This window comes from Bradyrhizobium sp. JYMT SZCCT0428 (genome assembly GCF_018131075.1).
Classification (GTDB): Bacteria; Pseudomonadota; Alphaproteobacteria; order Rhizobiales; family Xanthobacteraceae; genus Bradyrhizobium.
The window spans coordinates 24,756-37,467 of the sequence record NZ_JAFCLS010000064.1 but is presented as its reverse complement, the minus strand read 5'-3'; the positions used below and the strand labels follow the sequence as shown (position 1 = coordinate 37,467).

Here is a 12,712-nt window from a genome sequence, read left to right as displayed (position 1 = left end):
CAGGATCGAGTTCAGCTCCTTGAACACCGGGAGCACGGATTTGCGCGACACCGAGGTCCAGCAGCCGAATACGACGGAGACCTTGTTCTTGGTGATCAGCTCGCGGGCCTTTTCCGCAAACAGCGGCCAGTTCGACGCCGGGTCGACCACGACGGCCTCGAGCTTCTTGCCGAGAATGCCGCCCTTCTTGTTCTGCTCGTCGATCAGGAAGAGGACGGTGTCCTTCAGCGTGGTTTCGCTGATGGCCATGGTGCCGGAAAGTGAATGCAGGACGCCGACCTTGATGGTGTCGTCGGCGGCTTTAGCGGTGGTGAATGCGGCAAGGCCCAAAGCCAGGCCAGCGGTCGCTGCCAGCCAACGACGGCGGCTCAGCGTCGCTATATCGTGAGTAAGTTGTCTAAGCATGAAATGTCATCTCCCTGACGCAGGCGTGAAACGCTGCGAACGGCCCCACGGCCGCCTGCGTTAACGGAATCGCAAGAACCATGCCACGGTCTGAGCACAAGGTAAGTCTATAGAACTACAGTGGAATCTTCCGCTTGCGGGGAAATCGCCGAGAAATCTGCCTATTTTTTGGACCGATAAAATGTATTCTTTTACGGCAAACAGTCTATATTTTAGGCAAAATAGGCCATTTGTCTAATTTTACGGCACGAAGATTTGGCGATGCATTGGCACCGAGAGTGTGCCTGGCCGGTGGAACGAGCGAATTTCCGGCTGTTTCTTAACCGCGCCAAGCATATCCGGCGATTTACCTTGAAAGCGCCGCGTTCATGTTCCATATGAGCCCCGTGACCTAGAGAATCATCAGGTCCTTGCGAGCCGCGTGTTCTGATCCCGTTCAACGGTTTCTGGCTTGCCCCTTCAGCCTAGCAAAACCGACGCCCCAAACACGCGGGTGTCTCAGACACCCCCTCGCGCGCTCCTGGCTGTATCGGCCGGGCGCCTGCCTTTTTTAATGGAAAGAACCCTCTTTTGACCTCCTTTCAGGATTTCGGCCTCGCCGATCCCATTTCGCGTGCCCTCAAGGAAGAAAATTACCTCACCCCAACGCCCATCCAGGCCCAGACCGTTCCCCTCGCAATGACCGGCCGCGACGTCGTCGGCATCGCCCAGACCGGTACCGGCAAGACCGCGGCCTTCGCGCTGCCGATCCTGCACCGCATTCTCGAGAACCGCGTCCGGGTGCAGCCCAAGAGCTGCCGCGTGCTGGTGCTCTCGCCGACCCGCGAATTGTCGGGACAGATCCTCGAGAGCTTCAACGCCTATGGCCGCCACATCCGCCTGACCTCGACGCTGGCGATCGGCGGCGTGCCGATGGGCCGCCAGGTCCGCTCCCTCATGCAGGGCGTCGAAGTTCTGGTCGCCACCCCCGGCCGCCTGCTCGATCTCGTGCAGAGCAACGGCCTCAAGCTGGGCCAGGTCGAGTTCCTGGTGCTCGACGAAGCCGACCGCATGCTCGACATGGGCTTCATCAACGACATCCGCAAAATCGTCGGCAAACTGCCGATCAAGCGGCAGACCCTGTTCTTCTCGGCCACCATGCCCAAGGACATCGCCGAACTCGCCGAAGCGATGCTGCGCGACCCCGCCCGCGTGGCGGTGACGCCGGTGGCTTCCACCGTGGAACGCATCACCCAGCGCATCATCCAGGTCGATTTCGCGGCCAAGCAGGGCGTGCTGGCCCAGCTCCTGAAGCAGGAACCGGTCGACCGCGCGCTGATCTTCACCCGTACCAAGCATGGCGCGGACAAGGTGGTGAAGGCGCTTGCCAAGGTCGGCATCCGGGCCGACGCCATCCACGGCAACAAGTCGCAGAACAACCGCGAGCGGGCGCTGGCGGCGTTCCGCACCGGCGAGATCCGCACCCTGGTCGCTACCGACATTGCCGCCCGCGGCATTGACGTCGACGGCATCAGCCATGTGTTCAATTTCGACCTGCCCAACGTGCCGGAAACCTATGTCCACCGCATCGGCCGCACCGCGCGCGCCGGCGCCGAAGGCGTTGCGATCTCGCTGATCGCAGGCGCCGAGGAAATGGGTTATCTGCGCGACATCGAGCGGCTGATCCGCGTGGCGCTGTCCCGCGAAGACCGTCGCACAGCGGGCACCAGGGATGCGGCTCCAGCGCCGTCCCAGAACCGGGGCGCACGGTCCGCACCGCGCGGCCATTCCGCCCACGGCCATGGCCATGGCGGCCGTTCCCACGAGCAATCGCCGGGCTCAAAAGGCCCTCGCCGTCCCCGCCGCGGAGGTGGTAATAATGCCGCGTCGCAGCCGACCCGGCATGAGTCGCCGCGTCCGGCGCAGGGTGGCAACAGCGAAGGCATTCAAGGCGTCGCCTTCTTGCATCGCGAGAGCCGCCCGAATACCCAACCCAACCGTACCCATCGGCCGCAGCGCTAGCCTCGATCGATCTGGAGACAAATATGGCTAAAGAAGAGCTGATCCAGTTCGAAGGACTGGTGACCGAAATCCTCCCCGACGCGCGCTACCGCGTGCAGCTCGACGCAGGACACGAAATTGTTGCCTACACCGCCGGTAAGATGAAGAAGAACCGGATCAAGACGCTGGCAGGCGATCGGGTCACGATCGAAATGTCGCCGTATGATCTGGAGAAGGGCCGGCTGATTTTCCGTCACAAGGATGAACGTCCCTCGACCGGTGCCCCGCGTGGTGCACCGCCGCGTGGCGGCCAGTTCCGCCGCCGGTAACGGGTTTCCCACGACCGATTTCCAACGTGCCCGACAGCTGATGTCGGTGCGCGATAGACCGGGCTTGCCCTGTTCAAAAAATCGTGCACGTCAGGATTGTTTTGGACCCCTTGATCGAATAATATTGAGCATCGATTTTCGGCCGGACGACATTAGCTATCCACCGGTACAGCCGGTTTAGACGCTGACGACCCTTCCAAAAATTCGATCTCACCAGCCCATCGAGAGGTGGGCTACGACTAGTATATCTGAGAAGGGACTACCCCCGTGAGCATGGGAACCGTGAAGTGGTTTAACGCAACCAAGGGCTATGGCTTCATCCAGCCGGATGACGGCGGCAATGACGTGTTCGTGCACATCAGCGCTGTCGAACGTGCCGGTCTTGGTACGCTGCGTGAAGGCCAGAAGATCAGCTACGAAATCGTGGCCGATCGTCGCTCTGGCAAATCTTCGGCCGACAATCTGCGCGCCGCTGGATGAGTGATTTTTCAGGACGCCCGGCGCGCCCTTGAAAATTGCTTCGAAATAACGAAAGGCCGCGCCCATGGCGCGGCCTTTTTTTGCATGCGCGGCCGACGCGCTGCCTTGCGCCGCGCGGCCTAGGAAGTGGGACAGCTACCAGCGGCGCCGGCAGCAGGCGGCGGATTGAAAACACACAGTGACTGGCGCGGACGGGTATAGGTGAAATCGTTCAAATTGATTCCCTCCTTCACCATCACGTAACCGATAGCGGGCTTATATTTGTAGCTGACCTCGCTATAGATCAGATATGTGCCGGCGATCTTCAGCGCATTCGGCACCGTAACGGTACCTGAAGGCGGCGCAGATCCCGACGTGGCGCTCCAGATCTGACGCACGGTAAGATTCGCGTCGACGTATAGCTCCACGATCCTGGCGTTCACCTCCGAGGCCGGATAGGGCGTCATGATGCTGGTGCCGGCATTGAATATGTTATTCAACTGGGTCGTGGTGACCGACACGTTCTGCGATGTCAGGTCGGACAGCGTTCGCGCCATCAACGTCACCTTGCGGTCGACCGCCACGCCGGACGAAAATTCGACCGTGCCGAAAAACAGCACCAGCATCAGCGGTACCACCATGGCGAATTCGACGGCCGCGATGCCCCTGGTATCGCCGGACAGATCGCGCGCCGAGCGCCGCATGCGAAGCCAGATTCTCGTCATCAGACTCATCGCCTTGCCTATCTTGTCTTGGCGCGTTTTCCCAACGCGAACAGGGTCAACTTCGCTCGAACCTCAGTAAGGTTCATTCTGGAACGCGGCGGTCCCGCTCAACAGCCGCTTGCTGCCGTTCAAATTCGAGATGTCATAGCCGAACTTGGTCACCAGGATCGGCCATTCATAGAATAGCCGCACCATCACGATGTCGCCGGGGCCGCCGGGGCTGTAATTGTTGGGCGCCGTGAAGTTCTTGCTGGCATCGATCGGGTTGCTGACGTTGACGTTGCTGAACTGCGAATAGCTCTGCACGTCGACGGATATCTTCGTGCAATCGAACAGCGCGGCGACCTTGCTGCAGACATAGTTCTTGAACTGCGCCTGGGTGTAGGCGGCGTTCTGCGCCTGACCGGTCATGATCATGCGCGCCGAATCCTGCGTCACGGTCTCGAGCACCTGGCTGGCAAAGAACATGAACGCCGTCTCGATGATCGCAAACAGCAGCGCAAAGAACATCGGCGCGACCAGCGCGAATTCGACGACGGTGGAGCCGCCGCGATTGCGGCGAAAACGGCGCAACAACTGGCTGAAGGAGCGGATATGCGACGGCATCGAAGCGACCTCAGGCGCGAGCGGAACTGCCGTCATAAGTAGCCGAAACAGATTGTCGAAGTGTTTCCCCCGATAGAAGCAGAACGACCCGCGCCGTTAAGCGGCCGTTAACTCTCTACCGCCGGGAGCAAAGCGGCGTGCAGCTCAGCACGTCGGCGCTGGTGCTTCCGCGGTAAACCGTGACCAGTTTGCTGTTGCCGGTTGGAGCAACGGCGGCCGTTTTGCTGTCCGTGATGCTGCGCAACGCCAGTGATAAACTCCCGCTCAGGCGTGCTTTTCCCAAGACCTCGACTTCATCAGGCGTCATTTCCAGCGTCGCCGTCTTTCCCAGCACCGCGTTTTGCCCCTCTTTTTCCTTGGGCGCCTGGTCGATGGCGAGAACCCGGACATTGGTCAGAACGGTCTGGGAGGAGATGATATCGGGCGGCTGCCCCGCGCCATCGACACTCTGCTGCTTCTCGCGCTTCGACAGAATCACGTCGACGCGGTCGTTCGGCAGGATGAACCCGCCCGCCCCGGTTTCGGCCGAGATTTCAGTCGAGACGGCCCGCATTCCCGTCGGCAGGATCGCCGCCATGAACCCTGAACCGTTCGCCTTGACCAACTTCTGCTCGCGAATCGGTTCTCCCGCGATGAACGGCATGCGGGCGATGGAGCCAACGATTTGGGTGATGGCCTCGGGCCGGTCCTTCTTGCGAATGAAGCTGCCGCTTGAGGACGACTCGGTCCAGGTCTGCCACTGCAGGTTTTCGGCGGCGACAGTCTGGCCAAGGCCGATGTCATCCTTGGCCACCAGCACATCCACCGTCGGCAGCTGTGGTACCGCTGCGACCGGTGCGGGAGCTTCCTTTTCGATACCGCTCGCAAGGTATGCGGCAACACCGCCAGCACTGATTGCGATGGCCAGAACGATAATTCGGGCGGTGTTCATACGCTTTTACTCATACATGACGCAGCGACGCTTCCGGCGCTGCAGCGAGTCTGCCGGATATAGGTCAAAGCAAGGTTAAGGGAGCGCGTCGAAGTCGCGTTAACGAGCTCCGTTGTCGGGAACCGGATTGACGCCCGACGGTTCGCGTTCCCTGCCAATTTTCCGGAATGGATAGGCCAGTTGCCCGGCGATCTCGGTCGGGAAGGTTGATTGATCGTCGACACCGTAATTGTCCGGCAAGCGGCCTTCGGGCATCCGGAAGGTTCCGAACAGGATGTCCCAGAGCGGAAAGGCGCCCGCGAAATTGGTATTGCCGCCCTCTTCCTGCGCGGTGTGGTGCCAGCGATGGAATACCGGGGTGGCAAGCACGTATTTGAACGGACCGAGCGTCCAGTTCAGATTGGCGTGAACGAACGCCGAATGGAAAATGTTGAAAGGGCCAAGCCACAGCATCACGTTCGGCGAAATACCCGCCATCAGCAACACGACGTCGATCCCGATGGTGCCGAGCAACAGGTTGACGGGGTGAAAACGCGCCGCCGAAATCCAGTCCACATCCTCGGAGGAATGATGGATGGCGTGGTATTTCCAGAAGCCGCCGCGGTGGAACATGCGGTGCAGCCAATACATCATGAAATCAGCCATCACCAGGAACAGCACCGCCTGCAGCCACAGCGGCAGCGTCGACAGCGGCCCATGGCCATTGTCATAGAAGGCGATCAGTTCGTCGGCGTCATGAATTTGGAACACCAGGGCGGCGCCGAGCACCAATAGCCCGATCCGGAACACGCGGGCGAACAGCGGCACCAGGAACCAGTAGGCCAGATCGGTCACGAGCTCGCGCTTGCGCCACCACGGCCGGCCGGGATTGCAGGCCCAGAAATGCGCCAGCACCGAGAACACCAGCGCCAGGGCGATCGTCACCGGCACCACGATGGCCATCGTCTGGCCAAGCATCTCGACGATTTCCAGGCCCAGGAACATTGCCGCTTCTTAGCACCTTGCGCGATAAAGCGCCCCGCAGAACTCGATTTCTGCAAGACTCAGGCGCGCAGCGTGCCGCGATCGGATTGGGCGGTCAATTCCGTCGTCGGGAAAACTTCCGGCAGGAATCTGCCGAACCCCGCGCCAGATCTTTCCGGCCGGGTGTCCATCCCCGGATCAAGTCCGTGGGCATGCTTCGCTCCAGCGCGCGCTAATGGCGAAACGGATAGGCTAATTGCCCGCCGATTTCGGTCGGGACCGACTGATCGGCGTCGACGCCGTAATTGTCCGGCAGCACGTTTTCCGGCATCCGGAACGTTCCGAACAGAATATCCCAGAGCGGGAAGGTGCCGGCAAAATTGGTGTTGCCGCCCTCTTCCTGCGAGGTGTGATGCCAGCGGTGGAACACCGGCGTCGCCAGCACGTATTTGAACGGGCCGAGCGTCCAGTTCAGATTGGCGTGGACGAAGGCCGAGTGGAAGGTCGTGAACGGCCCGACCCAGAGCATGATGTTCGGCGAGATGCCCGCCATCAACAGGATGACGTCCACCATGATCGTTCCGATGAACAGGTTGACGGGATGAAACCGCGCCGCGGAAATCCACTCGAGATCTTCCGATGAATGATGGATCGCGTGGTACTTCCAGAAGCCGCCGCTGTGAAACATGCGGTGCAGCCAATACAGCATGAAGTCGGAGGCAACCAGGAACAGCAGCGCCTGCACCCAGAGCGGAAGCGCGGCCAGCGGCCCGTGGCCATTATCGTAGAATGCGATCAGGGCGTCGACATCATGAATGTTGAAGACGACACCGGCGCCGAGCACCAACAGCCCGATGCGGAGCACACGGGCGAATACGGGAACGAAGAACCAGTAGCAGATGTCGGTGATGAGTTCGCGCTTGCGCCACCACGGCTTGCCGGGATTGCAGGCCCAGAAATGCGAGAGCACCGTGAACACCATGGCGAGGCCGATCGTAACCGGCACCACCTTCGCCATGGTCTGGCCCATCATCTCGATGACTTCCAACGGCATACCCGACATGACGGCCTCGCTTGATGGGGAGATCTAGGGGGTATCACCCTCGCGCTTAAGGAGCGGTGAATCCGGCACTGTCCAGGCCCTGCGCGGCTGCGACAACAATGCCCGCAGTACTACGCGCATTTTATCAACTGGCTTAATTCCGCGTTTACTCTGAGTGAGAACAGCGAGTTCCCCCCGGTTTTGCGCAATCGAATTAACTGCGCCGCAATGGTCGGGATTTAGGGTGGCGTCATGGTCACGGTGCTGAGAACGCCGGCGAGACCAAATGATAGTTCGACCAGCCACGTGTACACAGGAGTTATCTATTATGAAGAATCTCGTTTCGCGTTTCGTCAAGGATGAGTCCGGCGCGACTGCCATCGAATACGGCCTTATTGCCGCCGGTATTGCGATCGCGATCATCACCGCCGTTCAGGGCGTCGGCGGCAAGCTGTCGACCAACTTCGGCACGATCTCGACCTCGCTGAAATAAGCGATCGTCGCAATCTGCTTCAAAGGCCCCGGGTCACCCGGGGCCTTTGTCGTTTGTGCGACCTGGGGTCGTTTGCCAGATTCGGGGTCGTTTCGGAGACCGGGTGGTTTTTGCGGGGTAGGTCTCGTAGCGGGCCGTTTTCCGATTATTCACTTCTCGTCGATAGGTTCGCCGGATGCTGGAACGTCTTCTTTCAGGTCTTCCCGGCCTTCGCGTTGGCAGCACGGGCTGTGTGAATCCATGATCCTCGATATTGCCCGCCTCATGCTGTTTCCGGCCCTGATGGCATTCGCGGCCGCAAGTGACCTTTTCACCATGACGATTTCGAACCGGATATCGCTGGCCCTGGTGGCCGGCTTTCTGGTTCTGGCGCCGCTGGGCGGAATGGGCCTGCACGATTTCCTGATGCATCTCGGCGCCGGCGCCACTGTCCTCGTCGTGGCCTTCGGCTGTTTCGCTATGGGCTGGGTCGGCGGCGGCGACGCCAAGGTCGCGGCCGGGGTGGCGCTCTGGTTCGGCTTCGATCACCTGCTCAACTATCTGCTCTATGCGTCGCTGCTCGGCGGCGCCCTGACGCTGCTGCTGCTCTATGCCAGGCAATGGCCGCTCCCCCGGCCGCTCACGGGCCAGGCCTGGCTGCTCCGTCTCCACGACAAACAGACCGGAATCCCCTACGGCATCGCGCTCGCGATCGGCGCCTTGATGGTCTATCCGGAGACCGAGTGGATCAAGTCGATCGGCGCCACGCACCTCGCAATGCGTTGATCCTTCGAACGGTAACGCACCGTTAAGGCAATTTACTCACGCCTCATTAACCATGCTTTGACGAATAGCTGGTCAACTCCCATCACGGCGGCGGAAGCGTCGCGGCGTAATGTGGAAAGTGAAGCGTATGAATACCGCTCGCATTGTCGTTTTGACCATCGCCATCGGCGCTGGCGGCACATATCCGGCCAGCGGATCCGACCACCAGCCTGCCGCGCCCGAGCCGGCCGCGCAGCTGCAGACCGTCGATATCCCAGTCGCCAAGGGCGACATCGGCCCCGGCCAGCCACTCAAGCCCGTGGATATGCAACGGCAGAGCGGCACGCTGACGCTGGCGCTGCGCAGCATCGCGGACATCAACATGGTCAAGAACAAGACAGACGACCAACTCAACCGGCGCGGCGAAAGCATCAGCGCCGTCAGATACGGCGTGGCCAGCCAGCAGTCGGTGCAGACGTGACCGAAAGGACGCTCGTTATGAAGTGCAGGGGAAATCAGCCGATGCTGCGGACATTTATCGTCCGCGCCCTGTCATTTTCGGCGGTCGCAGCGCTGACGCTCAATCCGGCCCTGGCACCGGTCAAGGCAAGCGACTATCGCGCCGCGGCGCCCGCCGCCATGGACGGGCAGATGAACGCGCGCGCGGTTTCGCTCGGGATCGGAAAGTCGATGGTGATCGACCTGCCGCGCGACATCAAGGACGTGCTGGTCGCCGATCCGAAGATCGCCAACGCCGTGGTCCGTTCCGCCCAGCGCGCCTACATCATCGGCGCGGCGGTAGGCCAGACCAACATCATATTCTTCGATTCGGCGGGCCAGCAGATCGCGGCCTATGACATCGCGGTCACGCGCGACCTCAACGGCGTGCGCGCCGCACTGAAACAGACGTTGCCGAACTCGGACATCCGTATCGACGGCGTCGGCGACGGCGTGGTGCTGACCGGCACGGCGGCAAGCCCGATCGACGCGCAGCAGGCCTTCGATCTGGCCTCCCGCCTCGCCGGCGGCACCGAAAAGGTCGTCAATTCGATCGCCGTCCGCGGCCGCGACCAGGTGATGCTGAAGGTGACGGTTGCCGAAGTCGCGCGCAACATCATCAAGCAGATGGGCATCGACCTCACGGCCAGCATGACCTACGGCACGGCGGTCGTGAATTTCAGCAACGCCAACCCGTTTACCGCCTATGGCCGTCCGCTGGTCCCAGGCAACGTCGCGTCGGGAACGTTCGGCGGCACCGGCAACGTCCCGTCGGTGACGGCCACACTGCGCGCCATGGAAAGCGCCGGCGTGGTGCGGACACTGGCCGAACCCAATCTGACCGCTATTTCCGGTGAGTCCGCCACCTTCATCGCCGGCGGCGAGTTTCCGGTTCCCGCAGGCTATTCCTGCGACCCGGTCACGCGCGTCTGTACGACCCAGATCCAGTTCAAGAAGTTCGGCATTTCGCTCAATTTCACGCCGGTCGTGCTGACCGAAGGCCGCATCAGCCTGCGCGTGATGACCGAAGTATCCGAACTGTCCAACGACAACTCGATCACGTTGACCCAGTCGCTCAGCTCCGCGGGCACCAACTCGCTGACCATTCCCTCGATCAAGACCCGCCGCGCGGAGACGACGCTTGAAATTCCCTCGGGCGGCGCGATGGCGATGGCCGGCCTGATCCAGGAGCAGACCAAGCAGGCCATCAATGGCTTCCCGGGTCTGGCGCAATTGCCGGTGCTCGGCGCGCTGTTCCGCAGCCGCGACTTCGTCAACAGCCAGACCGAGCTGATGGTCCTGGTGACGCCCTACGTGGTCCGCGCAGTGGCGCAGAAGGATCTTTCGCGCCCCGATGACGGGTTCGCCAACGCTTCCGATCCGCAGACCGATCTGCTCGGCAGCATCAATCGCGTCTACGGCGTTCCGGGCCGCAGCAATGAGCCGGGACGGAAATATCGCGGCTCCTACGGCTTTATTACGGACTGAGGCGGGACGATGACACGACAAAGCACATCCGCAATAACCGCCGACCGCAAGCGCGCTCTCCGCCTCGCGGGAGCGCTGATCGGTCTTTCCGTGGTGCTGGGCGCCTGCAAGCACACCGACCCGGTGGCGACGGCAAGCGTGCCGGACGATTATCGCCTGCGCCATCCGATCGCGATTCAGGAAGCCGATCGCACGGTGATCGTATTCGTCGGCCGTGGCCGCGGCGGACTTTCCGCGAACCAGCGCTCCGATGTGATGGGAATGGCGCAGACCTGGCTCAAGGAGGGCACCGGCGGCATCACCATCGACATGCCCACCGATACGCCGAACGCGCGCGCTGCCAGCGAATCATTGCGCGAGATCCAGGCGACGTTCGCCGCTGCCGGCGTCCCGCCGCGCGCAGTCGCCGTACGCCAGTATCGTCCCGAAGACCCCAGGCACATGGCGGCGATCCGGCTGACCTATCCGAAGATCTCGGCCACCGCCGGGCCCTGCGGCCTGTGGCCCGACGACCTCGGACCGTCCGTCAACAACCGGGGCTATTTCGAAAACAAGCCCTATTACAATCTCGGTTGCTCCAATCAGCGCAATCTTGCCGCGATGGTCGATAATCCGTCGGATCTGGTGCAGCCGCGTGAGGAAACACCCGCCTATACGCCGCGGCGCAACATCGCCTTCGACAAATATCGCAAGGGTACGTCAACCACGACCACTTATCCCGAAGCCGACAAGGCCAAACTCAGCGATACAGGCAAATGATCAGCTACTCGCGCCAGACCCCCGAACAGCAGCCGGACGGCCCGCCGCCGTCGACGGAAGATCATATCGCGCCGGCGCCGCGGGTGTCCGTCCAGGCATTCTGCGAGACGGTGGAAACCGCTGCGGCCGTGCAATCGGCCGGCGAAGACCGCCGCCTCGGCAAGGCGCATTTGAAGATCCAGATGGGCGGCATGGCCGCCGCCATCGAGGCCTATCGCTCCGCGCCGACACCGAACGTGATCATCCTGGAAACCGAGGGCCGCAACGATATCCTGCTCGGCCTCGATCAGCTGGCCACCGTGTGCGACGCCGGAACGCGCGTGATCGTGATCGGCCGCATCAACGACGTGACGCTGTACCGCGAGCTGGTGCGCCGCGGCGTCAGCGACTATGTGATCGCCCCGGTCACCGCCATCGACGTCGTCCGCTCGGTCTGCAACCTGTTCTCGGCGCCCGAAGCCAAGGCGGTCGGCCGCATCATTGCCGTGGTCGGCGCCAAGGGCGGTGTCGGCTCGTCCACCGTCGCGCATAACGTCGCCTGGGCGATCGCCCGCGATCTGGCGCTGGATTCGGTGGTCGCCGACCTCGACCTCGCCTTCGGCACCGCCGGCCTCGACTACAACCAGGACCCGCCGCAGGGCATCGCGGACGCGGTGTTCTCACCCGACCGGGTCGATACCGCCTTCATCGACCGACTGCTGTCAAAATGTACCGACCATCTCAGCCTGCTGGCGGCGCCAGCGACGCTCGACCGGGTCTATGATTTCGGCGCTGACGCTTTCGATGCGATCTTCGATACGCTTCGCACCACGATGCCCTGCATCGTGCTCGACGTCCCCCATCAATGGTCGGGATGGACCAAGCGCGCGCTGATCGCAGCCGACGATATTCTGATCGTAGCGGCCCCCGATCTGGCCAATCTGCGCAACACCAAGAATATTTACGACCTCTTGAAGGCGTCGCGGCCGAACGACCGTGCGCCGCTTTACTGCCTCAACCAGGTCGGCATTCCGAAGCGCCCCGAGATTCCCGCCAGCGAATTCGCCAAGGCCATCGAGAGCCAGCCGATCGCCACGATCCCGTTCGAGCCGCAGATGTTCGGCTCGGCCGCCAACAATGGCCAGATGATTGCGGAAATCTCCGCCAATCACCGGACCACCGAGATGTTCCTGCAGATTGCGCAGCGGTTGACAGGCCGCGGCGAGACCAAGAAGCCGAAGGGGTCGTTCCTGTCGCCCCTGATCGAGAAGTTGCGGGCCAAGAAGTAAGCCGTCCGCGTGGAGTACGATC

The 12,712-nt window shown here is 61.9% G+C and carries 14 protein-coding genes and 1 pseudogene; 9 read left to right on the top strand and 6 right to left on the bottom strand.

Annotated elements, in window-relative coordinates; all coding sequences use genetic code 11:
- Positions 1–405: transporter substrate-binding protein (locus JQ575_RS38670; protein ID WP_212038427.1), on the bottom strand; the 405-nt coding region annotated here is incomplete at its 3' end.
- Between the two features lie 570 nt (positions 406–975).
- Between JQ575_RS38670 and JQ575_RS38665 the strand changes: the two genes are divergently transcribed.
- From JQ575_RS38665 to JQ575_RS38655, 3 genes are all read left to right on the top strand, one after another.
- A complete protein-coding gene (locus JQ575_RS38665; RefSeq protein ID WP_212038426.1) occupies positions 976–2,406 on the top strand; it encodes a DEAD/DEAH box helicase in 1,431 nt (476 codons plus the stop codon).
- Positions 2,407–2,429: 23 nt separating this feature from the next.
- A complete protein-coding gene (infA, locus tag JQ575_RS38660) occupies positions 2,430–2,714 on the top strand; it encodes a translation initiation factor IF-1 (RefSeq protein WP_025588295.1) in 285 nt (94 codons plus the stop codon).
- Between the two features lie 267 nt (positions 2,715–2,981).
- Positions 2,982–3,194, top strand: a complete 213-nt coding sequence (locus JQ575_RS38655) for a cold-shock protein (RefSeq protein WP_002714433.1) — start codon at positions 2,982–2,984, stop codon at positions 3,192–3,194.
- 119 nt (positions 3,195–3,313) lie between these two features.
- Here JQ575_RS38655 and JQ575_RS38650 read toward each other — a convergent pair whose 3' ends face one another.
- From JQ575_RS38650 to JQ575_RS38630, 5 genes and pseudogenes are all read right to left on the bottom strand, one after another.
- Positions 3,314–3,907 carry a TadE/TadG family type IV pilus assembly protein gene (locus tag JQ575_RS38650; RefSeq protein WP_212038425.1) on the bottom strand — a complete coding sequence of 198 codons (594 nt, stop codon included), beginning with the start codon at positions 3,905–3,907 and terminating at the stop codon, positions 3,314–3,316.
- A gap of 63 nt (positions 3,908–3,970) precedes the next feature.
- Complete coding sequence (locus JQ575_RS38645) at positions 3,971–4,504, bottom strand: TadE/TadG family type IV pilus assembly protein (RefSeq protein ID WP_212038424.1); 534 nt, start codon at positions 4,502–4,504, stop codon at positions 3,971–3,973.
- A gap of 115 nt (positions 4,505–4,619) precedes the next feature.
- Entirely contained in the window at positions 4,620–5,435 is an 816-nt protein-coding gene (gene cpaB, locus JQ575_RS38640; protein ID WP_212038423.1) for a Flp pilus assembly protein CpaB, read from the bottom strand.
- A 159-nt stretch (positions 5,436–5,594) separates the two neighbouring features.
- A pseudogene (locus JQ575_RS38635) lies at positions 5,595–6,419 on the bottom strand (sterol desaturase family protein); the annotation flags it as partial.
- A gap of 211 nt (positions 6,420–6,630) precedes the next feature.
- Positions 6,631–7,461, bottom strand: a complete 831-nt coding sequence (locus JQ575_RS38630; RefSeq protein ID WP_212038421.1) for a sterol desaturase family protein — start codon at positions 7,459–7,461, stop codon at positions 6,631–6,633.
- A gap of 307 nt (positions 7,462–7,768) precedes the next feature.
- Between JQ575_RS38630 and JQ575_RS38625 the strand changes: the two genes are divergently transcribed.
- From JQ575_RS38625 to JQ575_RS38600, 6 genes are all read left to right on the top strand, one after another.
- On the top strand, positions 7,769–7,933 hold the full coding sequence (locus JQ575_RS38625) for a Flp family type IVb pilin (protein ID WP_192737154.1): 165 nt from the start codon (positions 7,769–7,771) through the stop codon (positions 7,931–7,933).
- A gap of 240 nt (positions 7,934–8,173) precedes the next feature.
- Entirely contained in the window at positions 8,174–8,698 is a 525-nt protein-coding gene (locus JQ575_RS38620) for a prepilin peptidase (protein ID WP_212038420.1), read from the top strand.
- 109 nt (positions 8,699–8,807) lie between these two features.
- Positions 8,808–9,158, top strand: coding sequence for a hypothetical protein (locus tag JQ575_RS46745; protein ID WP_212038419.1), 351 nt, complete (start codon positions 8,808–8,810; stop codon positions 9,156–9,158).
- A 17-nt stretch (positions 9,159–9,175) separates the two neighbouring features.
- Positions 9,176–10,663, top strand: a complete 1,488-nt coding sequence (locus JQ575_RS38610) for a type II and III secretion system protein family protein (protein ID WP_212038418.1) — start codon at positions 9,176–9,178, stop codon at positions 10,661–10,663.
- 9 nt (positions 10,664–10,672) lie between these two features.
- Positions 10,673–11,422, top strand: coding sequence for a CpaD family pilus assembly protein (locus JQ575_RS38605; RefSeq protein WP_212038417.1), 750 nt, complete (start codon positions 10,673–10,675; stop codon positions 11,420–11,422).
- A complete protein-coding gene (locus JQ575_RS38600; RefSeq protein WP_211999788.1) occupies positions 11,419–12,690 on the top strand; it encodes an AAA family ATPase in 1,272 nt (423 codons plus the stop codon). Before JQ575_RS38605 ends, JQ575_RS38600 begins: the two co-directional genes overlap by 4 nt.
- Positions 12,691–12,712 lie beyond the last annotated feature (22 nt).